This window comes from Leptospira ryugenii, from assembly GCF_003114855.1.
In the GTDB taxonomy this organism is placed as follows: Bacteria; Spirochaetota; Leptospiria; order Leptospirales; family Leptospiraceae; genus Leptospira_A; species Leptospira_A ryugenii.
Window position 1 is genome coordinate 149,409 of the sequence record NZ_BFBB01000005.1, and the last position, 24,236, is coordinate 173,644.

A 24,236-nucleotide genomic window follows, 5' to 3' on the forward strand; every position below is an offset into this window, starting at 1 on the left:
AGAGATTCTGGTTCTTCGGTGTTCGAATGGTCTTCAAACTCTCCAAGTCCATCTAAGTGCGTAAGGTCAAATTCTTCTTCACCATCGGGACTGGGAAGGTCGTCTGAAATTTCATCGACGAAAGCATTCTGCTGGTCGTCTTCGATCCAATCTGATTCTTGCTTTGTGTTAGGTGAAGAGATGGCTTCTTCACGGAATCTAGTTGCTTTTTGCAATAGGGAATTTGCTTTCGGAACCTCCTCCTCTTTCCTGGAAGAGGCTCCTACTGATTTGACAATTTTCTCGGCCTTATCGAGAAGTCCCATGTCACAACCCTAGTTCTTTCATTAATTTCTTGTAAAGATCAAAGTATTGTGATTTGGAGAATTCTTTTATCACATCGTCCGGTAGATTACCAAGTAAATTATCTAAATATCCTAGTACTTTCTTTCTGTCGGCAACTGACAATTCTTGGCCAAACTCAGAATCCAAGTCTGTGTCTGCAAGGCTTTCGGTTTTTTTAGCAGGTTCTTCAGAGGCACGCAATTCCTCCAAAGGAGATAATTTTCCATCTAATGCATATTCATCGAGATCAATAAAAACAGGTTCTGATAGATCTGAGGATAGAGTAGGCTCTGATGCAATACCTCCCTCTTCCCCATCGGAAAATTCGATTAAGTCATCGTGCTCAACGAGATCTGGTTTATCGCCGAAGGATGTACCTGCGCTCGTATCTTCCATCTCTGCAGGCAGATCGAAACTGGTATCTTCCATAGGGAGTTCTGCAATATCGGCTAAATCTTCTCCCGGAATTTCCTCACCTAACAGATCATCAATTTTTTCAACGGAAACCGTTTCAGTCGGTTCTTCGTTTTCATGAACTTCTTCTTCACCAGCTGTGATATTCTCTAACTCTTCCATAGAGAGAGCTATGGATTCATCTTCCACATCTTCATCTGAGAATTCTGGTTTTGTTATCTCTTCTTCATAAGGAAGAGGTGCTCTGTCCAAACTATCGACCAACTCTTCATCAGCAGCTTCCTCTGCATCGCCTGCAATTGATTCAAGCTCTTCCATAGAGAGAGCGAGTGGGCCTTCATCTTCTTCTAGATCTCCCTCTAATCCCGCACCTGGAACACTATCTACTTCATCATCTGGTTCCTGGTCTTCATCCTCACCGAAAAGATCAAATGAGGACTCTTCTTCTTTTGACTCCTCATCGCCAAGACTCAAATCAGGAATTTCATCTACTTCAAGAATTGCATCATCAGAAACAGAATCAATGTCTTCTTCCTCAATTTCTTCAGAACCAATGATATTTCCAAGCTCGTCTGGGCTTAAAGTAATTGTTTCATCTTCAGGTTCTTCATCTAAGATATTGAGTGAAGATTCTTCTTCTGATTCACCAGCTATATTTTCAAGTTCATCAAAGGATAATGTAATAGGTCCTTCCTCTTCTTCTTCAGAAGGGTTTTCTGCTGATTCAAAGGAATGTTCCGATGGTTCATCATCAAAACTAGGCAATTCCTCTGTTTCTAAGAACTCTTCTTCGCTTCCTAAGGACTCTTCTAAGCTCTCGCTATTGGCACCGAGAATGTCACCTAACTCTTCATCGGATAATGTTAGGTTTTCATCTTCTTTTGCCTGACCAAAAAGTTCTTCTTCCTCCGGGTCGCGAAGTGGTTTAAAATCAGACTCTACTTCGTTTTCATCGTCATCTAAGATTAGGTCAGGAGCTCCGTTTTCCCGGAAGCTTAATTCTGTATCAACTTCGCTATCATCGAAATCTAAATCTAGGTCTGCATGGTGATCAGATAGGTCGTGTTCATCTTCTATGGAATTGTCCGGAAGAAATACAACCTCTTCTTCGCCTTCCTCATCCAAGTGCATGGGTTCCATGGTTTCTAAATCGCTATCTACCGGTGCTTCATCTTCTTCGATAAGTCCACCAGTGATGTTCTCCAGTTCTTCCATAGAAAGTGCAATTGGTCCTTCGTCTTCATCGGAAGGAGAGAACTCGGATGGCTTTGCTTGTTTATTCGAAAGAATACCATCCTCACCATTTAGAATTGCTTCAATTTCTTGGTCTATATCAATAAGATCATCATCAAACTCTAGTTCAAGGTCATCATCTGATGAAGGAACAGTTTCTAAAGTGTTTTCTGTTTCCAGAAATTCAGGATGAACATCGTGATCATCTGGCAAAACCGGATCTTCTTCACCTAACAAGTTTAAGTCAGAATCTAAATCTATGTCCAAAAGATCGTCATCGGAATCAGCTGATGACAATACCAAATCACTTATGCCCTCTTCATCATCATCGAAAGAGGCAACATCATCTAGGCTAGGCGGCTCAATACCTGGGGATTCTTCAAGATCATCATCACCTAAATCAAAATCATCAAGATCAAGTGAAAATGCATCTTCATCTAGAATAGGTTCTAGATCATCCAAGTCTTCATTCTTTTTATTATCTTGATCCGCCATTCGTCCCGATTACCGTTTCCCCAAATCTAAAGCCTGTCCATCAACTAACAGCTGATTGAGGCCATTTTCCTCAATTTTAACAGATGCACCAGGGAGTAAGCCCCCAGCTTTTTCTATCAAATCCCTACCCGTAGAGCCTGATTCCAAGTTATAAACCCCTGGATGTTTGACAGGACCTTTGATGCTTACCTCAATCATTTCTGGGGTATATATATGATTTCTAATTTCTGGGTGTTCCTTCAAGTAAAATGCAAAGCAGCTTACAATAAGACCTGCCACTAAGTATTTTGTAATTTTTAGAAACAAAGGAACCCCCCTCCCCTATAATTTCGGCAGCTGGGGGGTAAAAAAATTAACGTTCGTGAAGTAAAATGCGCAGTTTTGCTTTCTTTAGCAAATTTTCTTTTTCTTTTGAGGAAGGAAGTGCCTCTGCCTCTTTGAGAAGCTCGAGTGCGTGGTCGTGGGTGATATCCTCTTCAGAATCACCACCCTCGGTGAGAACCCGGATTTTGTTTTCCTGGACCTCACAAAAACCTCCATCAATGGCAATGCGAAACTCTTGGTTGCCATTATGGAGTTTGATCAGACCCATTTCAAGTTGCGAGACCAAAGGGGCATGGCCAGGAAGGATTCCAAAATAGCCCACCGCTCCAGGGAGAATGACGGATTGAGCCTTTCCCTGGTATAAGATCTTGTCAGGTGAAATGATGGTTAAGGTAATGCTTTTTTCCATGTCGTTAGACCTGGTTAACCTTTGAGCTGTTTTGCAGCCTCAATCACTTCGTCTATGGAACCAACCATATAGAAAGCTTGCTCTGGAAGGTCATCGTATTTACCTTCGATGATTCCTTTGAATGATCGAATCGTATCCGCTAATTTAACATACTTTCCAGGTCTTCCAGTGAAGACTTCCGCAACGGAGAATGGTTGAGAAAGAAATTTCTCAAGTCTTCTTGCACGGCTAACGAGGATCTTGTCATCTTCCGATAGCTCATCCATACCTAAGATAGCAATGATATCTTGGAGGTCTTTGTATCTTTGGAGAATCCTTTGGACTTCTCGGGCAACAGAGTAATGTTCATCACCAACGATGGCAGGGTTCATGATCCGAGAGGTAGAATCGAGTGGGTCGACCGCTGGGTAGATCCCTTTCTCAGAGATTGCTCGAGAAAGAACCGTCGTCGCATCCAAGTGTGTAAAAGCAGTAGCTGGAGCTGGGTCCGTTAAGTCGTCGGCAGGAACGTAGATGGCTTGCACGGAAGTGATCGATCCTCTGGTTGTAGAAGTAATCCTTTCTTGGAGTCCACCCATTTCAGTTGAGAGAGTCGGCTGGTAACCCACAGCTGAAGGCATCCTACCTAGAAGTGCCGAAACCTCTGAACCAGCTTGAGAGAAACGGAAGATGTTATCTACGAAGAGAAGGATATCGGATCCTGTTTGGTCGCGGAAGTGTTCCGCCATAGTCAATGCAGACAATGCCACACGTAACCTTGCACCTGGCGGTTCATTCATCTGGCCGTAACAAAGTACGGTTTTATCGATAACGCCAGAATCGCGCATTTCATGCCAAAGGTCATTTCCTTCCCTAGTTCTCTCACCTACACCCGCAAACACAGAGAATCCACCATGCTGCTTTGCAATGTTATTGATGAGCTCTTGGATGAGAACGGTCTTTCCAACCCCAGCACCACCGAAGAGGCCAGTCTTTCCCCCTTTGATATAAGGAGCAAGTAAGTCAATGACCTTGATACCTGTTTCAAAAATTTCAGTCTTGGGTTTGATTTCTTCATAGGAAGGAGCATTTCTATGGATAGGCTTCCTTTCGATATCTTTTGGAAGGTCGCCCATTTCATCCACGGTTTCGCCTAATACATTGAAGATTCTGCCTAAGGTCTTTTGACCAACTGGCACTGTAATCGGTCCGCCAGTATCAACTACATCTAAGCCTCGTTTAAGACCATCTGTAGATTGTAAGGAGATCGCTCTTACTGTATTGTCTCCAATATGCTGTTGTACTTCTGCGGTGATTTTTAAATCAACTCCGTTCACTTTGGACTGAATTTCCAAAGCGTTGTAGATTTCAGGGAGTTTACCGTTTTCAAAACTAATGTCTAAGACCGATCCAATGATTTGTTTGATTTTACCTTTATTCATATATTACTCCGTGGATAATTAAGAGATCGCTTCCGCTCCCCCGACAATTTCTGAAATTTCTTGTGTAATCTTTGCTTGGCGCACTCGGTTATAGCCGCGAGTCAGCAACTTGATCATTTCACCTGCAGCATCTGTCGCAGCCTTCATCGCTACTCTTCGTGCAATGTGTTCGGAAGCAACTGACTCAAGGATTACATTCACAAATGATGTTTTGATCACTAGAGGCAAAAGATTTTCCAAAATAGTTTTTGGATCCGGCTCATAAATGATCTCTGGTCCTGAAGATGCTTTTGTGTCCTGCTCTTTCACTTCCAGAGGAAGCACTGTCATCACATCCGGTCTCTGTGTAGCTGCAGAAATATAATGCGTAGAGATAATCTCAACCCTATCGACCTCTTCGTGGGCAAATCTTTCCATAAAGTAATTTGCCAATTGGATCGCTTCGTGAGCACCTGCCTTGTCATCTATGTTGGTGTAAGATGTCTGGACTGGGATCTTTGCAAACTTAAAGAAGGAAATCGCCTTCTTCCCTGCTGCATGGATCTCAACCTGTACACCCTCTCTCTTATACTCTTCCATACGGTTACGAACCGTCTTTAGGATGTTTGAGTTAAAACCACCACATAAACCTCGGTTTGCGGTGATGGCCAAGATCGCTACTTTTTTGATCTTATTTGGAGTGCGCAAATAAGGACTTTGGATTACACTTGCCAAGCCAGATAGGGAAGAAACCAACTCTCTCGTCAATTCGGCATAAGGTTTTGCCGCATTGACTTTGTTGGTTGCCTTCTTTGCTTTGGCAGTTGAGACCATCTCCATCGTACGAGTGATTTTTCTCGTATTCTTAACGGAGTTGATTCTCTTTTTTATCTCACGCGGTGTCGCCAAGATCTTTCCCCTTACTGATTCTTACTAAGAAACAATTCTACAATCGATTTGATTGTTTTTTGGAGCGCAGCTTCTCCCTTAACTTCTTTTGCAGTTCTAATTTCTTCCAAAATTTCTGGGTGTTGGTCCCGGATCGTTTGCAATAGAAACTTCTCAAACTCTCGCACCTTCGCAACAGGGATGGCATCAACAAAGCCTTTCGTAACGGCAAAGATGGAGATCACCTGCTCTTCAACCGGTGTTGGCGAGTTGTTCGGCTGTTTGAGGATTTCAAGGATTCGGTAACCGCGGTCCAACTGAGCTTGGGTCACTGGATCAAGTTCTGTTCCCAACTGAGCAAAAGCTTCCAAGTCTCGGAACTGCGCAAGATCCGATTTTAAGGTTCCTGCTACTTTTTTCATCGCTTTGATCTGAGCAGCCGAGCCCACGCGCGATACGGAGATTCCCACATCTACTGCTGGTCTAAGACCGGAAGCAAATAGGTTGGACTGGAGGTAGATCTGCCCATCTGTAATGGAGATTACGTTTGTTGGGATATAAGCGGAGACTTCCCCTTCTTGGGTTTCAATGATGGGAAGAGCTGTCATAGAACCACCACCAAACTTATCGTCTAGTTTCGCTGCTCTCTCTAACAAGCGTGAGTGGAGATAAAATACGTCACCAGGGTATGCCTCACGGCCTGGTGGTCTACGGAGGAGTAAACACATCTGGCGATAGGCAACAGCTTGTTTAGAAAGGTCATCGTATACGATGAGAGTTGCTTTGCCTTCTTCATACATAAAGTACTCTGCCATTGAGGCACCAGAATAAGGTGCAATGAAAAGAAGCGGAGCTGGTTCGGAAGCGTTCGCACTGACAACGATGGTATAGGAAAGGGCTCCCTTTTCTCGGAGCATTTCTATCGTGGAAGCTACCGTAGAAGCCTTTTGTCCGATAGCAACATAAACACAAATGACATCTTTTCCTTTTTGGTTGATGATGGTGTCAATTGCGATGGAAGATTTTCCTGTTCCTCGGTCACCAATGATCAACTCCCTTTGGCCACGTCCAATTGGAATCATCGCATCGATCGCTTTGATACCAGTTTGCATTGGTTCGTGGACTGACTTTCTCATCGCAATGCCAGGAGCTGGAGACTCAACTGGTCTGGATTTCTTTGCGTTGATGGGACCCTTTCCATCGATCGGCTCACCGAGTGGGTTTACCACACGACCTAAGAGCTCTGGACCGACAGGAACTTCGAAGATCTTTCCAACACGTTTAACTGTGAAGCCTTCTTCTATTTTTGTATAATCACCGAAAATTACTACCCCAACCGAGTTTTCTTCTAGGTTGAATGCTTGGCCTCGGACTCCATTTTGGAATTCCACGAGTTCACCTGCCATTACGTTGTTTAAACCGTAAATACGAGCAATTCCGTCCCCTACTTCGAGAACAGTGCCAACTTCTTCAACTTGAAGGTCTTTGTTGAAGTTCTTTATTTCTTGTTTCAATACCGATGTTACTTCATCAGTTTTAATTTTCATACATTGCTCCGACAGGAATTTTCTTTTGGAGGAGAGCCTCTTCTATATTTGCCAGTTTGTAGCGGATCGAGGCATCAATTAAATAATCATCCACATACAATTTGAATCCACCCATAATGGCTGGATCTAATACTTCACTTACACGCAATTCACGATTAAACTGTTTAGAGAGGTAGCTTATGATTCTTTCTTTTTGAGAGGCACTGAGCTCCTCTTTAGAGACGATCTTCAATGAACTTCGATTCTTAAGTTTATCAACACCTTCTCTGAATGCTTCCAATATGTCCGCAAGATAGATATAGCGATTTTTCTTTACCACTAAGGTGATGAAGTTCGCTACCAGATCTGATGCCTTGCCAGAAATAGCCTTATGAGCGGTTTTTTCTTTGGCAATCGGGTCCACTACAGGAGAGAGGAAATAATGTTTGATTGCCTCATCTGAAGTAAAGGCCGAAATGACCTCATTTAACTCTTGCTCGACGGACTCTAGCGAGTTAGCTTCCGTCGCTAACTCTAAGAGCGCACTAGCATAAACCTTGGGTATTTTACTTAGGCTCATTTTACCTTTAATTTTTCCAGCTTTGAAATCTCGCTCTCAACAAAAGAACTATAGTCCTCTTTCTTGAGTTGCTTCTCTAAAATTTCACCAGCAATGAGCACCGACATCTCAACGATCTGTTGTTGCATTTCAGATAAGGCCTTTGCCTTAGCTAAATCGATTTCTCGAACTGCCTGGTCTTTTGAGTGTTTGATTTCGTTGTTGGTTTCTTCCATCATCTTCTGACGGAGGTTTGTTGCATCTTTCTTTGCCTCTTCGACGATCTTGTGTGCTTCGTCTGTGGCTGAACGCAATTTCTCTTGGTAATCTTTGAGGGACTTTTCTGCTTCTTTTCTCAGGGCCTCTGCTTTGTCGATATCCCCTTGTATCCCAGAAGATCTCTCTTCGAGGGCATGAAGAATTTTATCCCAGGCAAATTTCTTAAGTACAAGAACTACAATCAAGAAAGTAATCAGGGTCCAGACAACTAGACCCGGGTTGACTTTCAGCAGATTGAAGCCTGAAGCCGGAAGGAGTACCAATTTATTTTCCTTGCTCTACGTTCGTTGGCGCTGCAGCAGCAGGAATTGTTTTATCAATCGAGCCGTTGAGTTTAAGAGCGATCAAGAGTGCGATCACCACCGCGAAAAGAGCGGCACCTTCAATCATACCAGCTGCTACGTAAAGAACGAGCTGAATTTTACCAGCTGCTTCTGGTTGACGGCTGATTCCGGAAGCAACTGCTTCTCCAATTCTTCCAATACCAAGACCTGCACCAAGAAGTGCAAGACCAGCTGCTAAACCTAATCCAATGTATCCTAGACCGAATTCCATTTTGTTCGTTTACTCCTATTTGTTTTATAATTAATAATAAAACCTAAATGTTTAGTGTCTATGCATCACAGTTCCGATGAATACGGTTGTGAGCAAAGAGAAGATGAATGCTTGCAAGAATGCAACCAACAACTCCAAAAAGTAAATCATCACCGAACTCAAAACTGAGATGGGTGCGATGAAAAGATTTTGGCTCATAAAGATAAACCCCAAGAGAGCCAAGATCATAACGTGTCCTGCCGTCATATTGGCAAGAAGCCTCATCGTCAAAGCAAAGGACCGTGCAATGTGTGTCACAATGAACTCTAAGATCCACATGAGAGGCCAGAGAAGTAGAGGAACTCCCTTCGGAACTGCATGACCAACAAAGGAAATGCCTTGGTAGGCAAAGGCAGTGACATAGATGATGAGAAGTGTCAAAGAAGCCAAAGCGAGAGTGACACCAATATCCCCAGTGGGCGTAATGCCAGACCAAACCTCGCCAAATGTATGTAAGAAATGAGGAGTGTGCCCAAGCACCCCAATGCTCACAAGTGCATCAGAGAAAGCAACCGATAGCTCACCAACAGAAGGGATGAGACCAAATAGGTTGCAGAATAGGATGAAGAAGAACAAACTAAAGATGTAGTGGTAGTAGGAATGACCATGGTGGTCTAAAGAAGCATCGACAACGTTTTCTTTGAGGTAGGAAACAAAGGCCTCCACACCGGACGTGAATTTGTTGGCAACTTTTCTAGGGTCTCGCGAAATCATCTGGGCTGCGGGAATAAACACCAAAAAGAGAAAGAAAGAGGCAATCCACATCATCGTCACTCGCTTGGTGATGTGCATATCGAAACCACCTACGAAGTGGTATGCCTTGCCCTCCTCCGATCGGAATACATCATGCTCTTCCGCATTGAAGCCCTCTTGGCCTTCAAATACCTTTTTGCCACCGAAATTGAGCGGGAAAATCGGTGCGTCTCCTAAGTGATGAGACATAACCTCACTGAAGTCAAATGCTTCCGAATCGGAGGGCTCATGGCCTGAAGCGTTTACTTGTGTGAAGGTAAGGAAAAAAATAAGAGAAAATGTAAAAAAATGACGATATTTATTGTTTTTTTCCACTGATATAGCTCGCAATTACAAAGAAAAGAAGGCTGAGGAAATAGGCAATTAAAAATCCACCAATGGCTTCAAAAGGATAGTCCAAGTAAATTAGTGCTGAGAGGAAGGCGAGATTCAAAAAGAAGGAGAAAAAAACAGTAAAAAAAGCAAATCCTCCTTCACGCAGTGCCGGCCTTTCGATAGGCAAAAGACGCAAATAAATTGCAGAAATCTGTACGAGCAGTGAAATCGAATAGCCCAATAGAAAGATACTGAGATTGGCATCTTGGAAGCACCCTTTCACAATACTTGAAACGAGAATACCACCTAACAATGTAAATAACGAGTAGTATTTTTTAAATTTGCCTTTATCTATCTCAAGTAGGTCCATAACAAGAATAGCCCGACAAAAAAATAGCCAATGTCAAGGTTTAATTGGGAGAGATTAAAGAGAGTGATTTTTTAAGAGTTTGCAAGGACACTTCATCCAATCCAGACATACAGTAGATTTGGTATGGGATGCCTAAAGCCTTCTTTTCTAAGGATTTGCCTTTTTGTGTGAGTTTGATGTGCACGGAACGAAGGTCTGATTCGCTCCGTATTTTTTGTAGGTAACCTATTTTCTCAAGACGTTTAACAATGGGTGTCAAAGTCCCCGAATCCAGGTCTAACAAATCACCGATTTGTTTCAATGTAAGATTTTGTCTCTCCCACATAACAAGCATAACCAAATATTGTGGGTATGTAAGCGAAAGATCCTTCAACACCTCGCTGTACAAACGCAGCATTCGATTTGTTGCTGAATAGAGAGAGAAACAGATCTGATTCTCAAGTTTTAGAACAGTTCGGTCATCCGATTTATGTTTCAATGAGCGCCTCTATATCCTTCGCTATTGCTTCTGGTTTTGTTGTCGGGGCATATCTTTTGATAACATTTCCCTTTTTATCGACCAAAAATTTGGTGAAATTCCATTTGATGTCCTTCGTGAAGAGAATGCCTGGGGCTTGTTTTTTCAAATGGGTATAGAGTGGGTCTGCATTGTCTCCGTTCACTTCGATCTTTGAAAAAATAGGGAATGTAGTTTGGAAGGTTCTTTCACAAAATGTTTTGATTTCTGCATCCGAACCAGGCTCTTGCTCACCAAACTGGTTGCAAGGGAAAGCCAAAACTTCCAAACCCTTTGTATTGAACTTTTCGTAAATTTCTTGTAGGCCTTTGTACTGAGGTGTGAATCCACACTGGCTAGCGGTGTTGACAATCAACAAAACCTTATCTTTATATTGGGAAAGAGGAACGGTTTCTGAACCTCTTTTTACTTGGAAATCAAAAACATTGTCTGGCATATAACGCTCCTAAAATATAATTTGTACACAATTAAATTGTGCACAAGCAATATTTAGACAAAATCCAAATGTTTTTCTCCAGATTTTTTTTCAATCTTCGTTTTCTTTTGCTTTTTTGATCAGTAAGTAGAAGGCGGAAATAAATCCTAAAAAGAATCCGACAAGTAGACACAAAGGCTCAGTAGAAAAATACCCATCCAACCAATAGCCGATCCAAACAAACAAGGCAATGGAGCTAACAAACTCAAAGCCAGCCCCCGCCATTTGTAAGCCTTTATTTTTCTCTTTATCGGAACTCATTTATTGGAGTAAACGTCCAATGCGTTTCCAACGGACTTCCATTCTCCATAAACGGTAGCGTAGCGTACGTTCTATCCAACCAAATCGAGATTCATGTTCACTACCCCTGGAAGAATAAATCTCACTTGGATGACACCTATTGAATAAGGCATCGCCATCATATCTTTTCGCGAGCTCTTTTCCGACTTCTGCGAGCTCGCTTCCATCTACATACTCACAAGTAGAGTCCTTCCAGTCGATAGAAAAGTAGAGTATTAAGGCCTTCCCGAGTATATCTTCCCTGGGGACAAATCCCCAGACTCTCGAATCGGAGGAGTCATCTCGGTTGTCTCCCATGACCATATAATGCCCTTCTGGGATCAGGCAACCTTCGTCAAAGTTACAGTTGTATCCTCCCATCGATCCCCTACGATCATCTTCGGAGCCTTCCAGAACAAAGTGTTCGAAATCTCTCTTCTTCTCAACGAAGAGCGACCGAGCAGATGCGCCGATATTGTCTAAGTCACTTAACTCATCTCCAATGGGTACGGAACGAGGATTGTAATTTTCAAATTCAGATTTGCCAGCTTCTTTAAATTCTATCTTTGCATAGTTTACGATCCCACGCCCAGGGATTTCCAAATCTGACCTATTGATGCGAATTGTATCGCCTGGAAGACCAATCACTCGTTTGACAAATCGTTTAGGAAAGAGCCCCGAGTTTGAACCTTCCGAAAAGAGAGCGTAATCTGGTGGGATAAAAGTGATGATGTCACCTCGCTTGGGATCATCGTACCGTATTAGTTCTTTTTCGGTAAAAGGCATGCGGAAGGAATAACGCATCTTGTTTACGAAAAGGAAGTCTCCTATCTTCAGAGTTGGGATCATGGAACCAGACGGAATGTTATTGGCGTCAAGAATAGAGGATTTAAAAGCAAAGACTAGGACTACGATCAAGGCAAAGGATATCGTCGATCCTACGAATTCATCTTTGCTTTGCTCTTGGTTTGTTTCTGATTTCTGTTTGGAGGAAAAAATTCCCATACTGTGGTGACCTTAGATTTGAGGAAAATTCTGTCAACCCGAGGAAAAAATTGGAGAAAGGCTTGTACTAATTTGCCATTTCACCGATACCATACCTGAGGCACCCTATGGAAAAAAGTCTTCTCAGTCTACGGAAAACACTTTTGGAAATGAAAGAGAAATATGCATTTGTATGCTTAAAAACTGGTACCGAAACAGAAGATATGGGTGAATCCGAAATTTACCTTTTGCAAACGATTGCAAGTGGTATCCTTCCCCTATCAGTCAAGATCGGTGGACCAGAAGCTAGAAATGACATACGAATTTGCCAAAAGATTGGAGTGTCTGGGATTTCGGCTCCCATGATAGAGTCCGAGTATGCCTTACAAAATTTTATCTCTACTCTTAAAAATCTACTATCAACAACAGAATACGAACGATTAAAAAAGGCTATAAACCTAGAAACGATTACAGGATACAGAAACTTACTTGATATTTTTGATTCAAAAGCTTTTACGGATCTGAACCAAGTGACAGCTGCTAGATCAGATTTGTCAGCAAGTATGGACAAAAAACCAGATGACGCGGAAGTTACACGTATCGCTAAAAAAATCATCCAAGAAGCTAAGAGCCGTGGGAAGATCACTTCCGTCGGCGGAACCATCACAAAAATTAATTTTGGTTACATAGCAGACGAAATCCAACCAGACTTTATTAACTCTCGCCATGTCATGGTAGATACAAAGGTAGCCATGCAAATCAGCCCGAGTGATGTCGCTGAGTGTATGTTAGTGTTTGAAATGGATTTGTATGATCTATATTCTAAGGCTTTTCCAGAAAAAGGGTATTACTACCGTAATCGCTTAGAAATCAATCGAGAAAGGATAGGGGAAAGAAAGGTTCTCTATTTCATTCGTTAGGTGAAAATCCTTTTTCTTTTTTTTTCACTAAGCCAAAGTATCTTATTTTTCCTACCAGAAGAAAGCCGAGCCCTATTCCTCTCGTGTTTGCTTTTGGTAGCAATCATTTCTTCTATTGTTTCCTTCCGAAACCGACTATCTGTTAGTGGGTCGAATCTAAATTTTAAAAAAGATCGAACCGTATATTTATGTGCATTTCTTCTATATGCCATTGCCTTCATCTATCATTACACACAACTGACAAGAACCTTTGCTATGAACTTAGGCTTTCATGATGCAGATTATATTGGTATCCAAGAAACTATACGCAGCCTGTTCCGAGGGGAATTTCTCACATCAATCCATTATTCGGTTTCAGGTCAGTCAAGTTATCTCAGCCACCATTTTGCGCCTATCCTCGTTTTGTTTTTGCCATTTGAACTATTGGATTTGGGTCGTTACGGTTATGCTATTGCTTGTGGTTTTTATTATTTGTTAGGCATTTTACTTTGGATCCTGATTCTCATCCAAAGGGAGGGAAGTGAACAAATCCAAGAGCAAAGACCAGAAAAAAATGTTTTAGTGCAATCTGTACTTTTTGTTTGCCTTCTCAATTCAATTTATTTATATAGGCTTGCTACCTCTTTTCATTTTGAGGTCATCATCCTTCCTCTATCCGCCTGTTTATTTTATAGCCTAAATCGCTTACAGCAAACTTGGAATCGATTAAATTTTGTCTATACCTTCATTGCATTAACTCTTTGTTTGTTGGTAAAGGAGGATGTGGGTTTTTACCTGTCTATGTTCTTATTGCCCTTTTTTGCTTCGATACAGCTAGAGAAAAAGCCCTATCTCTCTATCCAATTCAAATCCCCCCCATTCCTCTTTTTTTTGATATCGATTTCTTATTCCTTGTTTGTGATCTTACTTGTTCCATTTTGTTTTCCCATAGAAGACAGAGTGGATTGGTTTGGAAGCCTTTCAAAGGAATATCCAAACTATCTCATAAAAGAGATTTCCTTCACTAGAGCCAGTCGATTGTTCTTTGAGCTCTCCATAAGCGTCGGTCTAGGATTTGTTCAGAATGTAACGTCCTTACTTAGCGTATTCATAGTTTTTCTAACGCATGCACTCTCAAAACGACCTTGGCACCAAGAAATATATTCCTACTATTCGTATACCATATTGCCCTTGTTATTGTCCTCTTCCATCCTGTGGCAGAGAAAAGTTAAAGTCATCCCAACTTGGATTGGCTATTTGTTGGTCGTTGCTGTTTTTTGGGTCCAACAAAAAGATACAAACTACCCTTTGCCGATAAATAGCCTAAACCATCAATTGTTTCATTTGTATGGCGAGGAGCCGAAACGTGAAGAGATTCTTTGGGAATGGTATTCTGCCTCCGAGTTTTTAAAGACAAAGCCTAAGTCCTGTGTGTTTACCCAATACAATCTCGGCTTTCTATTGAGTGGAGACAACCAACTCTACCCCTTAGAGAAATACCACAATCGGACTTCATTATGCAAAGATAGAGAGAGTTTTATCATTTATGCTCCCAAGCTAACACATAATAGTCTCTTTCCAAAAGAGAGAATAGAATCGATTACAAATGGTACGTTAGCAAAAACTATACAGAATGGAAATTGGATTATCGTGGGCCTATCCAAGTAAATGGAAAGTTTCGTAGCCATCATCTCTTGTTTCGATTTTGATGAGACCTTCCAAAACCAATTTTTGTATTATTGAATATACCAAACCTAAAGCTGTGGGCAGGTGACCACCATTATGCACTTTTTTCCCAATGGCAGCTTCCATCAGATGTAATAGATCTGAGGATGATTCTTTCAGACGACGAATCACACCTTTTTCTAAAATAGAGAGAGTCTTCTTCACCAAAGTGATCGTTTTTTGTGGATCATCAATTTCATTTCCATGTGCCGGCAAAAGTCTACGAATTGGCTCTTCCAAAAGTTTTGAAAGTGTAAAATAATAGTCACCCAAACTACCGTCTAATTGTGAATAGATGGCAGTTAGGTTTGCAATGATCAAATCACCAGAAAAATAAACACCTGACTGTGTATGAATAGGCGTAATGTGATATAAATTGTGACCTGGAGTATGTAAAAAACGAAAAGTTTCCCCAGAGAGTTCAAGAGTATCATTGTGATCGATGGCTACATCGATTTTTAACATCGGATCGCCTTTTTTAGTTTCTTTAAACTTACTATAAAACTGGTTCCAGCCCTTTCGCGACTCCCGCAAAATACGTTCTAAGTCTGCGGGTTCAGCAAATGCCTTTCGAAACAAATCTTCTGTTGCTTCTTGGAATAGATACATCGATTCCAAATAGTTGCCAACACCCGATTGCATCGCTCGGTATCCATAGAAGATCACCTTGGGTGCATAGGATTTCAAAACTAGAGAAGAGGAGATATGATCCAAATGATTATGAGTGTAAATAACATGTCGAATATCTTTTAAAGAATAGCCTATTGTTTTAAGTGCAGCTTGTAACAATGGGATGGATTCGATGTAACCCGAATCAATCAGAGTCAAACCATCTTGCGATTTATAGAAATAAATATTATTAGGTGCGTAAAAAGGTTGGGGTAAGACAATTTTAGAAATGTTGTCACCAATATCGATGACAAGAGGGATTCGGTCAGGAGTGGTGACTTTCATCGCCCCTCCTCACCTCTCAGAAAAAGAAAAGTCATTTATCCTTGTTTTTTGATTAAGAGTCTTCTCTCAATCTCAAAGATTTTTTCTGGGATTTTTTCTTTGCCGAGTTTTTTCTTATCATTTTCCTTCAGAAACAAATCAGCCCCAAATTTGTCTAGTGCATCGTTTGCTTTGATATTCTTAAGGCCTATCAATTGCATTTGAACTTCACCAGCAGGGATACCATATTCGGAACCTTTATCTTCTGTGGAAAGAATGCGTGTGATACAAGTGACAGTATCACCAGAAAAAGCTGGTTGTGTGTGATAACCTTCTGTGAATCCAATTTCCCAAATCGCATTTTCGGAAATATCTCGAGAGGCCATTCCCACTAACCATCCAAATACGAGACCACCGTAAACAACAGGCTCTCCACCCATTGGCCCTGAAATACCTGCAGAATACAGTTTATCATAGTGCAATGGATGGGTATTTCCTACACGAAATGTCCACTGATAGTGCTCATCTGTAATGGTTCGTCCATTTTGATGGACATAGATTTGGCCTGCTTCAAAGTTCTCAAAATAAGTATGTCCCCAGGTAACATCCTTTAGTTGGGATGGAAAACTGAGCTTCGGAAGGCTAAGTTTTGGCGCTGTCGCCTCTGGGAAAAAAGCTGCTTTATCACCAGGTTTGGAATTTCCTTTTGGTTTTCCATTGGATTGATAGATCATAATCTTACGTTCATATTGTAACACTACTTCGTTTTTTTGATTCAAACAAAGTGTTCGGACGTGTACTATACCTGGCTTGTCAGCACCTTTATCATCCACTGCAAGGATTTTTGTCCGAGAGGACAATGTGTCACCAGGATAGACCGGTCTTAAAAACTGAGCGTTGTAATAGCCTAAATTTGCAAGGGCCTTTTCACTGTTATTTTGTACGCCTATAGAAAGCGCGAGGTTGAAAACCATCAGTGGTGGAACCAACAAATCTTGAAAACCGTGAGCCTTTGCATACTCTGCAGACAGGTAGAGAGGATTTGCATCCATAAATACCGTTGCAAACTCTTGGGCAAAACTACGGTCAACAGTGAATTGCCGAGGGTGTACATAAATATCGCCTACGTTGAATTCTTCCAAGTATCGGCCATAAATGTTCTTTTTAATTTTATCCAGGGAAGCTGGTGTTTTGGGTGCTAATTCTCCGAACGGAGACATTTCTTTTTCTACCATATCTCCAAGTTTTGAAAATTAAATCAGAGGAAAAGAATTTTTCCGATAGGTCAAATTTCAGAAATGGAGGATGACAAGCTTTTTTAGGGAATGTTCTGATTTCAAAAAAAGTAACAACTGTTTGCGTGAAGATATTGCTGATGTATAAGCTTAGCTGACTTGGCGAGCGGCTTTCCATTCTTCATGGTATTTTTGCCATTCTTCCCGCACAACACGATAGGCATCCAAATCATTGCGAACTTGGACCATAAGATCCTCAAGCTCTTGTACCTTTTGGAAAAGCCTTTCCGTTAGCTCTTGCCAACGTTCTGTTTCTTCGAAGGAAAACGGATCCACAATATTCCTATCGGTTACCCAGACCGAATTCCTTGCAATTTTAGGTCTGTAAAAAAGCCTGATTCTATGAAGTTTCCCATCCCTGCTTTCCATGAAATCCCAGTCGCCTTCCAACCAGAAATCATCCACCAAACCAAATATCTCATCGATGGTGAACTTCGAGAATGGAAGGGAGATAGGATTTCTGTCACATCGCCTCTCATCATTCAAGACCAAGGAGAGGAGAAAGCCTGGGAACTCGGTTCCTATCCTTCTCTCGGGGCAAACGAGGCACTGGATGCTTTGGCTGCCTGTGAGAGGGCTTATGACAAAGGGACTGGCATCTGGCCTCAAATGAAGATTGAGGAAAGGATCAAAGCCATACAGTACTTCACACAACTCATGGTTGGCAAACGCGACCAAATCATCAAACTACTCATGTGGGAGATTGGGAAAACCTTAAAAGATAGCGCCAAGGAATTTGATCGTACAATAGAATATATCAATGATACCATCAATGCTTTGAAGGAAGGAGATCGGTCCTCCTCCCGATTTGTTTTCGAAAAGGGAATCTTTGCACAAATCAAAAGGGCTCCCTATGGAATTGTTCTCTGTATGGGACCGTTTAACTATCCTTTAAATGAGACATTTTGTACTTTAATCCCGGCAATCGCTATGGGAAATACTGTGATTTTTAAACCTGCAAAATTTGGAGTGCTACTTCTAGAACCTCTACTAGAGTGTTTTCAAAAGGCCTTCCCCAAAGGAGTTATCAATACACTTTATGGAGAAGGATCTACTGTCATCTCTCCAGTGATGGAATCAGGAAAGGTAGATGTCCTTGCATTTATCGGAGCGAGCACGACGGCAAACATCATCGCCAAAAAGCACCCAAGGATCAATCGTCTCCGCGCCATACTTGGCTTAAACGCCAAGAACCCTGCTATCTTACTTCCCGATTGTGACTTAGACCAATCCATTCCAGAAGTTTTATCTGGAAGTTTAAGTTACAATGGGCAAAGGTGTACTGCTTTAAAAATCATCTTCGTACCTGAAGCTCTCGCTTCCTCCTTCTTAGAAAAATATATCCATGCTCTATCCCAGTGGAAGTTTGGTTTGCCATGGCAAGAGCAAGTGATGCTGACTCCTCTACCAGAATCTGGCAAAACAGCCTGGTTGTCTGATTTGATCTCAGATGCGATCCAAAAAGGAGCAAAGATCCAAAACCCTATGGGCGGCGAAGTGTACGAAACGTTCATGTACCCTGCAGTCCTCTACCCAGTCTCACCAAATTCCAAACTCTACCACGAAGAACAATTTGGACCCATCGTTCCCATCGTTCCCTACAAAGAGATTTCTGAACCCCTCAACTATGTAAAAGAATCCAACTTTGGGCAACAAGTGAGCATCTTTGGAAAGGATCCGAAGGTGATCGGAAGGATCACCGACCAATTGGTAAACCAAGTGGCAAGGGTGAATATCAACGCACAATGCCAAAGAGGGCCCGACACCTTTCCGTTTACGGGGAGAAAGGATTCTGCTGATGGAACTCTATCTGTGAGTGATGCCTTGCGGGCATTCTCCATGAGAAGTGTTGTGGCTGCCAAAGAGGATGAAGAAAGTAAAGAACTCTTCCGTTCCATTTTAGAGACAAAATCCTCCCAATTCATTAGTACAAACTTCATACTGTAGGGAAAATCTGGATAAAATGATAAAAAAATCAGAAATCTTTTGCAATTTGAGCCTTCTGGAACGTTACTAATAGTATAGGCTACTCTAAGTAGCTCTATACGTATGAAACCAGTCACTTATCTTTTCATTTGTCTGTTCTCGATATACACTTTTGCCTGTAAACAAGTGAAAGGGGATATTTTCCTTCTTCCGCTTGTGACTGGTAGTATCGAGACTTCCCTAAACACAGGGCAAACGACGATTGATACGACCGCAACCAGCACGATTGACTCTTCCACCGTACCACCTGTACTTTCAGGGAACATCCAGTCCAACTCAGTATCCTTAACTGCAAGCACCAACTATACCTTAAGCTCTAGTGTCTCTTCTGGCTCTTCCTTTGTCACATGCAGCTACCAAACCTCATCTTCCAATGTGGAAAATACACCATCCTGCCAATTGTCCAATGACGGAAGCCAAGTGCTGATCGCTAAGTCAGGAGGTGCCTCAATCACTGTGAACTATTCCGTGCTTAGTTTTTCTTCTGGGATGAGCGTGCAAAGGGGAGCGAGCACATTTACTTCTGGTTTAGCATCTGTTACCTTGCCAACAGCCATCAACCCCCAACGTTCTTTTTTAGTCTTGAGCACTCGCACCTCTGAAACTGGCAATGTCCTAGACGCAAGGAAGTTGGCCAAAGGTGAGATCACAAATGCAAATACTTTGAATTTTTCCTGTTACCAATGCACAGCAAGCACCATAGTAGAGTGGCAAGTCATCCAATGGAATGCGTCCAGCGTACAATCAGGCCAAACAACAATCGCTAATGGAAATGCAAACCAATCGGTAACCTTAGCTTCTTCTGTTGACACAACTAAATCCTTTCTTATCTTTAATTATAGTTATACGCCAGGTGCAACACCCGGATTTGAAGATGAATATATGTTAGAAGGGAGATTTCTCTCAAACTCCCAGATCAACTTCCAAAGAGGGAATACAACCGGTGTATTAGACATCCAATATTTTGTTGTCAGTTTAAGTTCTGGTGCTACTGTAAAATCAAATAGCTATTCTATGACAGATGCACAATTAAACATTTGTGATAGCATCCCTTCCGGTGGACTTACCAATTACCAAAGAACCATGTTACTTGCTAGCAATCGGATTGGGATAGAAAATCCTGTGGCTTCCAATGTGGATTCGGGAAGTATACGCTATGGATTTGGCACCGCAGGTTGTGGAGGAGCCGGCAACACTCATCTCTCCGCAACGAGAGCCGCTTTAGGAGAGGGACCGACCAACCACAGCATCTCTGGTTCCTACTTTTTAATCGAATTTTAGAATCGAAAAATTCCCTCACCTCCAAAATAAACACTGTTTTATTGAGAAATTTCAGGTAAACTTTCCCTGTGATCCAAATCATTGTTCATTCTTTTCTAGGCAAAGCTCTTCAATTTTCCCAAAAGTCCACGGATTCTGTTTTAAGAGGGGTTCAAATACTTGTTTCAGGCAGCTTACAGGGAACTAGTGAAGGCCTTCAGCTTCTTTCGAATGCATTCTTGTACAAACCAGAGTGGAGAGAGGCCTTAAAAAAAGCTGGCATCTCGATACGAGAGACGGGCGAAAAGACAAAGGAAACCCTGGGTTCCGTGATCTCGGATACAAATGCTCAATTCGAACAAGCCATGCATGCAGTCAATGCACTCGGAAAAAAAGGCGAACAATTGATCTTTGACAATAGGGTGATTTCAAGCATATTGGGTAGTTCACACAACCAAAGATTTAAACTCACAAAGATTGACATGAGTTTTCGCAAACTTGGTGAAGACATCAGCATACATGAGTTAGTTTCTCAAATCAAATCATCCACTCAAAAGGAAGTCGTCCTCTATGTTCCTGGTCTATTCACCGATGAGACAGTCTGGTTAGAAAAATGGATTCCGTATAAAAAGAAAAAGATTCGATCAAGAGGGATCGCGACTGAGCTAGAGGCGAAAGGCTACCAGTCCATTTTTTTGAGATTTAACCATGGTCTACCGATTCATGAAAATGGGAAAAGACTCATGCACCTACTGGATATTCTCTTCCAAGAGATGCCCGACCTACGTCCACATGTTATCTGTTATAGTTTAGGAGGACTCGTTTTTCGAAGTTGCCTTTTTTATGCAAAACTGGAAAACAAAGAGTGGCGTAAAAATTTTCAGAAAATCACTTCCATTGCAACTCCGAATCGAGGATCTTATTTAGAAAAGATAGGCTTTTGGTTGGGATTGATTTTGGAAAGATCTCCTGTCCTGGCCTTAAAACTGATCGGTATCGTTGGCAACCTGCGCAGTGATGCCATCAAGGACCTTTCTTTTGGTCTAATCAAAGAAGAACCAGGTGGTATCTTAACTCCTATTACCCGCTACTTTGAAGATACCTACCATGGCGAATTGGATGACCATGACGTCTATGAAGCCTATGCATTAATGGACGATATTAAAAATCCTATCCAAAATTTTCTAGGCGATGGCATTGTGGAAAGGTCGAGTTTACGTTATCTAACAGAAAAAGTTTACGCAAAAAAAATAAACCCATCTATCCGTACACTTGAAATTGAAAAGGCAAATCATTTCTCTATTCTAAACTCCAAGAAACTTTTTTCCTGGTTGCATACGATTTATGAAGCTAAAACAGATAATGGATAGAAAAAAGATTTTCCTGATAAGCAATGTTTGATTTGGCTTCCGCTCTGATTTCCAGTGCTTCGGAAATAGCATACCTAAATTGTAAGGAATTTTCAAAATGATCCTCATTCTTGGATACCCTAGCATAGGTATAAAATGACTGGACTAGGAGTTTAAAAGAACCCAACTCCCAAATATATAGGATACCTGCCTGGGGACCATATCTCAGGCCATGTCGAAACTCTGGGTGGGACTGAACCTTTCCTCCAGCTAACATGGATATCTTTCCTAAGTAAAAAGAATCAGGCACTTCTTTTCCAAAACTCAAACCCAAAAGGTAGTCCGCATTTCCTACGGAAATCCTGCGAGAGGAATCTCTAAAGTATATGGATTCTGTTCCCAGTTGAAAAGCCTCTGAAAAATTTCTGTCTTTTAGACTAAAGGGCCTAACATTTACATAACGAAGTACTTGGAATGCACTCAACTCAGCCCTACCATCTGCGTATCTTCGGAGATCAAGATTTAAAATTTGTAATTCCGAGTCTTTGGGATAAGCTTTCTTGCTATTTAGCAAATCATGAAGTCCAAAACGAAATGAGATTTCGGAAAAACTACCTAAGTTTGAAGATCCATAAGAAAGTTTTGCTCTGTACTTGCCGTGCATATCGATTGGATTTTCAGAGAGAATACTTGGTTGGTTCTCATCAGTTCTTTGCTTGGTATTTGTGGTTCTTTCTTCCCGACCTGTCAAAAGCAGTTCTTTTTTATTTATCTGCTTTAGTGAATCAATCGGAAGCTGAATGGGTCCAAACTGTGTCCCCTTTCGAACCAATTCCATAAGATAGAGATGGAACAGGGCATTCGATTGGGAATGCCATACTGACAATCTTTCTACTCCATTTAAATCCCATAGTATGCGAATTAGGCGATCTTTTTCACCTTCTTGGAGTGTAAGGGGATAGATAAACATAGAAGTGGCAAACGATTGCTTCGGAATATCCTTTTCCCTTTGCGGACTTGTAAATACATGCCTAAGGTATAAGCTCTCTTTCGGCTCCCCAGGGTTTTCTTTTGGAATTTCCCCTTTCTCCTTTTCGCTCGTTACAGATAGAAAAAAATCACCGACGATATGATCGAACTCTGCGAAATTAGGTTCTAAATAGATATACTGAAATTGCAAAAAATTTGCTCGTTCTTTCCAATTTAAAAATCGAACACATTGTACTTTAGGAAAAGAAAGATTCGGAATATGGTTTTTGAACCAGGTATACCGCTCTGGAAATCGACAGATTGGATGCTCATCTTGTAAAGACGCTGGTAAAAAGCCAGCTCTAAGGCTAGCCATCATTTCCAACCGTGGTTTTGAAAAACCATCTTTTGAAAGAAAATATCCTTCATTTTCAATTAGAGAGTAAGAAGACCATATCCAAGATTTTTTCCAAAAAAGTAAATTCTCCCAATGTGCTTCTCTATAAAGCAGATGGGATTCGGAATACTCTATGGCTTGTTTTAAAACTTCTCTTTCCGTTTTCTCTTTGGGTTCATAGAGATCATAAAATTGAATTTTTTTTTCTATATTCTTTTTCGGGAGAGGGCTGATATTGGTTCTCTCATCCTCATATGCATCGTCTGTTGGAAGTTGGATGATGGATTGGGATAAGTAGGGAGAGGAGTAAGAAAAAAGAAATAGAAGAATAATTTTACTATTCTTAGAGAAAGTCGGAAAGCGTTTCCACATGAGTTGTAACAGAGTCGGCTAATGCCTCAAAATGATACCCTCCTTCCAAAAATGAAATGAGCCTCCCTTTTGCATATAAATTTGCTTCTTTTAAAATCAATTGTGTTAACTGTGAAAATGCTCGAGTTTCTAAATTCATTCCACCCAAAGGATCTGCTTTATGTGCATCAAAACCAGCAGACACTAGAATGAATTCTGGTTGGAAGATCTCCATCTCTTTTTGCACCAAAGGCCAAACTTTCCAATAATCTAATTCGTTTGAATTTCTAGGCAATGGCAAATTCAAAGTAAATCCAAAACCATCGCCACTGCCTCTTTCCTCAGAGGATCCAGTTCCTGGATAAAAAGGATATTGGTGTAAGGAAATGAAATAGACAGATGGATCATCGTAAAACTGATGTTGTGTGCCGTTCCCGTGGTGAACATCCCAATCTAGGATCAGGATTTTTTTGATTCCTTGGGTTTGTAAGTACTTAGCTGTGATTGCGATGTTATTAAAAAGACAAAAACCCATCGCATGGCTGGACTCTGCATGATGACCCGGTGGCCTTACCAGCGCGATCCCATTTTTGGCTTGGTTGCTAAGAATAGAATCGGCTATGTGGATACCTGCACCAACTGCTAAACTTGCGGCAAAATACGATTGGGAGGAAAAGGGAGTATCCCCATCAAAATAACCATTTTTGTTTGTCTCACAGATCTCTTGGACAGAGCGCACATACCGTACATCATGAATAAGTGATATCTGCTCTTGGGAGGCAGATTTAAATTTTGTTTCCCAAATAATATGATCATTTGATAACTTCTGCAATTGATTGACAATTGAATCCAAACGCTTACTCGTTTCTGGATGACCAGAACCAGTATCATGCAGAAGAAACTCTGGTCTGTACGCAATCAGTGTCTTTGCCAT

General features: G+C 41.4%; 25 protein-coding genes and 1 pseudogene. 5 read left to right on the plus strand and 21 right to left on the minus strand.

Going from position 1 to position 24,236, the window contains the following annotated elements; translation table 11 throughout:
- From DI060_RS18970 to lepB, 16 genes and pseudogenes are all read right to left on the minus strand, one after another.
- Nucleotides 1-305, minus strand: a pseudogene (locus DI060_RS18970) (GAF domain-containing protein); the annotation flags it as partial.
- A 1-nt stretch (nucleotide 306) separates the two neighbouring features.
- Entirely contained in the window at nucleotides 307-2,466 is a 2,160-nt protein-coding gene (locus tag DI060_RS10560) for a hypothetical protein (RefSeq protein ID WP_108976469.1), read from the minus strand.
- A 9-nt stretch (nucleotides 2,467-2,475) separates the two neighbouring features.
- Nucleotides 2,476-2,772 carry an SLBB domain-containing protein gene (locus tag DI060_RS10565; protein ID WP_244594360.1) on the minus strand — a complete coding sequence of 99 codons (297 nt, stop codon included), beginning with the start codon at nucleotides 2,770-2,772 and terminating at the stop codon, nucleotides 2,476-2,478.
- Between the two features lie 46 nt (nucleotides 2,773-2,818).
- Nucleotides 2,819-3,199: an ATP synthase F1 subunit epsilon gene (atpC, locus tag DI060_RS10570; RefSeq protein ID WP_108976470.1), complete on the minus strand. Its 381-nt coding sequence runs from the start codon at nucleotides 3,197-3,199 to the stop codon at nucleotides 2,819-2,821.
- A 14-nt stretch (nucleotides 3,200-3,213) separates the two neighbouring features.
- Entirely contained in the window at nucleotides 3,214-4,620 is a 1,407-nt protein-coding gene (gene atpD / locus DI060_RS10575) for a F0F1 ATP synthase subunit beta (protein ID WP_108976471.1), read from the minus strand.
- 18 nt (nucleotides 4,621-4,638) lie between these two features.
- Complete coding sequence (gene atpG / locus DI060_RS10580) at nucleotides 4,639-5,508, minus strand: ATP synthase F1 subunit gamma (RefSeq protein ID WP_108976472.1); 870 nt, start codon at nucleotides 5,506-5,508, stop codon at nucleotides 4,639-4,641.
- Nucleotides 5,509-5,519: 11 nt separating this feature from the next.
- Nucleotides 5,520-7,034 (minus strand): F0F1 ATP synthase subunit alpha, encoded by a 1,515-nt coding sequence (atpA, locus tag DI060_RS10585; RefSeq protein WP_108976473.1) that lies wholly within the window; start codon nucleotides 7,032-7,034, stop codon nucleotides 5,520-5,522.
- Nucleotides 7,024-7,593, minus strand: coding sequence for an ATP synthase F1 subunit delta (atpH, locus tag DI060_RS10590; protein ID WP_108976474.1), 570 nt, complete (start codon nucleotides 7,591-7,593; stop codon nucleotides 7,024-7,026). The genes atpA and atpH overlap by 11 nt, the downstream gene beginning before the upstream one ends.
- Nucleotides 7,590-8,114: a F0F1 ATP synthase subunit B gene (locus DI060_RS10595; protein WP_108976475.1), complete on the minus strand. Its 525-nt coding sequence runs from the start codon at nucleotides 8,112-8,114 to the stop codon at nucleotides 7,590-7,592. Before DI060_RS10595 ends, atpH begins: the two co-directional genes overlap by 4 nt.
- A 1-nt stretch (nucleotide 8,115) precedes the next feature.
- Nucleotides 8,116-8,406 (minus strand): ATP synthase F0 subunit C, encoded by a 291-nt coding sequence (locus DI060_RS10600; RefSeq protein WP_108976476.1) that lies wholly within the window; start codon nucleotides 8,404-8,406, stop codon nucleotides 8,116-8,118.
- Between the two features lie 51 nt (nucleotides 8,407-8,457).
- Nucleotides 8,458-9,513 (minus strand): F0F1 ATP synthase subunit A, encoded by a 1,056-nt coding sequence (gene atpB, locus DI060_RS10605; RefSeq protein ID WP_108976477.1) that lies wholly within the window; start codon nucleotides 9,511-9,513, stop codon nucleotides 8,458-8,460.
- On the minus strand, nucleotides 9,497-9,883 hold the full coding sequence (locus DI060_RS10610) for a hypothetical protein (RefSeq protein ID WP_108976478.1): 387 nt from the start codon (nucleotides 9,881-9,883) through the stop codon (nucleotides 9,497-9,499). The genes atpB and DI060_RS10610 overlap by 17 nt, the downstream gene beginning before the upstream one ends.
- 40 nt (nucleotides 9,884-9,923) lie before the next feature.
- On the minus strand, nucleotides 9,924-10,361 hold the full coding sequence (locus tag DI060_RS10615; protein ID WP_244594361.1) for a MarR family winged helix-turn-helix transcriptional regulator: 438 nt from the start codon (nucleotides 10,359-10,361) through the stop codon (nucleotides 9,924-9,926).
- A complete protein-coding gene (locus tag DI060_RS10620; protein ID WP_108976479.1) occupies nucleotides 10,351-10,836 on the minus strand; it encodes a glutathione peroxidase in 486 nt (161 codons plus the stop codon). The genes DI060_RS10615 and DI060_RS10620 overlap by 11 nt, the downstream gene beginning before the upstream one ends.
- 90 nt (nucleotides 10,837-10,926) lie before the next feature.
- A complete protein-coding gene (locus DI060_RS10625) occupies nucleotides 10,927-11,136 on the minus strand; it encodes an AtpZ/AtpI family protein (protein WP_108976480.1) in 210 nt (69 codons plus the stop codon).
- Nucleotides 11,137-12,159, minus strand: a complete 1,023-nt coding sequence (gene lepB, locus DI060_RS10630; RefSeq protein ID WP_108976481.1) for a signal peptidase I — start codon at nucleotides 12,157-12,159, stop codon at nucleotides 11,137-11,139.
- A 107-nt stretch (nucleotides 12,160-12,266) separates the two neighbouring features.
- On the opposite strand from lepB, the gene DI060_RS10635 reads away from it, so the two are divergent.
- Both DI060_RS10635 and DI060_RS10640 read left to right on the plus strand, forming a co-directional pair.
- A complete protein-coding gene (locus DI060_RS10635) occupies nucleotides 12,267-13,058 on the plus strand; it encodes an aldolase (RefSeq protein WP_108976482.1) in 792 nt (263 codons plus the stop codon).
- Entirely contained in the window at nucleotides 13,059-14,705 is a 1,647-nt protein-coding gene (locus tag DI060_RS10640; protein WP_108976483.1) for a DUF2079 domain-containing protein, read from the plus strand.
- On the opposite strand, the gene DI060_RS10645 is transcribed toward DI060_RS10640, so the two are convergent.
- From DI060_RS10645 to DI060_RS10655, 3 genes are all read right to left on the minus strand, one after another.
- Nucleotides 14,694-15,716 (minus strand): MBL fold metallo-hydrolase, encoded by a 1,023-nt coding sequence (locus tag DI060_RS10645; protein ID WP_108976484.1) that lies wholly within the window; start codon nucleotides 15,714-15,716, stop codon nucleotides 14,694-14,696. The genes DI060_RS10640 and DI060_RS10645 overlap by 12 nt on opposite strands.
- A gap of 35 nt (nucleotides 15,717-15,751) precedes the next feature.
- Nucleotides 15,752-16,930: a MaoC family dehydratase gene (locus DI060_RS10650; RefSeq protein ID WP_108976485.1), complete on the minus strand. Its 1,179-nt coding sequence runs from the start codon at nucleotides 16,928-16,930 to the stop codon at nucleotides 15,752-15,754.
- Nucleotides 16,931-17,080: 150 nt separating this feature from the next.
- The gene (locus DI060_RS10655) at nucleotides 17,081-17,266 is read right to left on the minus strand and encodes a hypothetical protein (RefSeq protein WP_108976569.1); all 186 of its coding nucleotides are present in this window, start codon (nucleotides 17,264-17,266) and stop codon (nucleotides 17,081-17,083) included.
- A gap of 66 nt (nucleotides 17,267-17,332) precedes the next feature.
- On the opposite strand from DI060_RS10655, the gene DI060_RS10660 reads away from it, so the two are divergent.
- The 3 genes from DI060_RS10660 (at nucleotide 17,333) to DI060_RS10670 (ending at nucleotide 21,606) form a co-directional block, all read left to right on the plus strand.
- Nucleotides 17,333-18,937 carry an NADP-dependent glyceraldehyde-3-phosphate dehydrogenase gene (locus tag DI060_RS10660; RefSeq protein ID WP_108976486.1) on the plus strand — a complete coding sequence of 535 codons (1,605 nt, stop codon included), beginning with the start codon at nucleotides 17,333-17,335 and terminating at the stop codon, nucleotides 18,935-18,937.
- Nucleotides 18,938-19,039: 102 nt separating this feature from the next.
- Entirely contained in the window at nucleotides 19,040-20,257 is a 1,218-nt protein-coding gene (locus DI060_RS10665; protein WP_135355043.1) for a hypothetical protein, read from the plus strand.
- Between the two features lie 68 nt (nucleotides 20,258-20,325).
- Nucleotides 20,326-21,606, plus strand: a complete 1,281-nt coding sequence (locus DI060_RS10670) for an esterase/lipase family protein (RefSeq protein WP_108976488.1) — start codon at nucleotides 20,326-20,328, stop codon at nucleotides 21,604-21,606.
- Here the strand turns inward: DI060_RS10670 and DI060_RS10675 are convergent.
- Entirely contained in the window at nucleotides 21,587-23,323 is a 1,737-nt protein-coding gene (locus DI060_RS10675; RefSeq protein WP_108976489.1) for a DUF7840 domain-containing protein, read from the minus strand. The genes DI060_RS10670 and DI060_RS10675 overlap by 20 nt on opposite strands.
- Nucleotides 23,295-24,236, minus strand: a complete 942-nt coding sequence (locus tag DI060_RS10680) for a histone deacetylase family protein (protein WP_108976490.1) — start codon at nucleotides 24,234-24,236, stop codon at nucleotides 23,295-23,297. Before DI060_RS10680 ends, DI060_RS10675 begins: the two co-directional genes overlap by 29 nt.

Excerpts from the sequence above, each read along its gene's own strand:
- DI060_RS10625 (WP_108976480.1), bottom strand. The coding sequence starts at position 11,136 with ATGAGTTCCGATAAAGAGAAAAATAAAGGCTTACAAATGGCGGGGGCT.
- DI060_RS10600 (WP_108976476.1), bottom strand. The coding sequence starts at position 8,406 with ATGGAATTCGGTCTAGGATACATTGGATTAGGTTTAGCAGCTGGTCTT.
- DI060_RS10635 (WP_108976482.1), top strand. The coding sequence starts at position 12,267 with ATGGAAAAAAGTCTTCTCAGTCTACGGAAAACACTTTTGGAAATGAAA.
- DI060_RS10645 (WP_108976484.1), bottom strand. The coding sequence starts at position 15,716 with ATGAAAGTCACCACTCCTGACCGAATCCCTCTTGTCATCGATATTGGT.
- DI060_RS10610 (WP_108976478.1), bottom strand. The coding sequence starts at position 9,883 with ATGGACCTACTTGAGATAGATAAAGGCAAATTTAAAAAATACTACTCG.
- lepB (WP_108976481.1), bottom strand. The coding sequence starts at position 12,159 with ATGGGAATTTTTTCCTCCAAACAGAAATCAGAAACAAACCAAGAGCAA.
- DI060_RS10675 (WP_108976489.1), bottom strand. The coding sequence starts at position 23,323 with ATGTGGAAACGCTTTCCGACTTTCTCTAAGAATAGTAAAATTATTCTT.
- DI060_RS10620 (WP_108976479.1), bottom strand. The coding sequence starts at position 10,836 with ATGCCAGACAATGTTTTTGATTTCCAAGTAAAAAGAGGTTCAGAAACC.
- atpC (WP_108976470.1), bottom strand. The coding sequence starts at position 3,199 with ATGGAAAAAAGCATTACCTTAACCATCATTTCACCTGACAAGATCTTA.
- DI060_RS10650 (WP_108976485.1), bottom strand. The coding sequence starts at position 16,930 with ATGGTAGAAAAAGAAATGTCTCCGTTCGGAGAATTAGCACCCAAAACA.
- DI060_RS10665 (WP_135355043.1), top strand. The coding sequence starts at position 19,040 with ATGAAACCAGTCACTTATCTTTTCATTTGTCTGTTCTCGATATACACT.
- atpA (WP_108976473.1), bottom strand. The coding sequence starts at position 7,034 with ATGAAAATTAAAACTGATGAAGTAACATCGGTATTGAAACAAGAAATA.
- atpH (WP_108976474.1), bottom strand. The coding sequence starts at position 7,593 with ATGAGCCTAAGTAAAATACCCAAGGTTTATGCTAGTGCGCTCTTAGAG.
- DI060_RS10660 (WP_108976486.1), top strand. The coding sequence starts at position 17,333 with ATGAAGTTTCCCATCCCTGCTTTCCATGAAATCCCAGTCGCCTTCCAA.
- DI060_RS10560 (WP_108976469.1), bottom strand. The coding sequence starts at position 2,466 with ATGGCGGATCAAGATAATAAAAAGAATGAAGACTTGGATGATCTAGAA.
- DI060_RS10680 (WP_108976490.1), bottom strand. The coding sequence starts at position 24,236 with ATGGCAAAGACACTGATTGCGTACAGACCAGAGTTTCTTCTGCATGAT.
- atpD (WP_108976471.1), bottom strand. The coding sequence starts at position 4,620 with ATGAATAAAGGTAAAATCAAACAAATCATTGGATCGGTCTTAGACATT.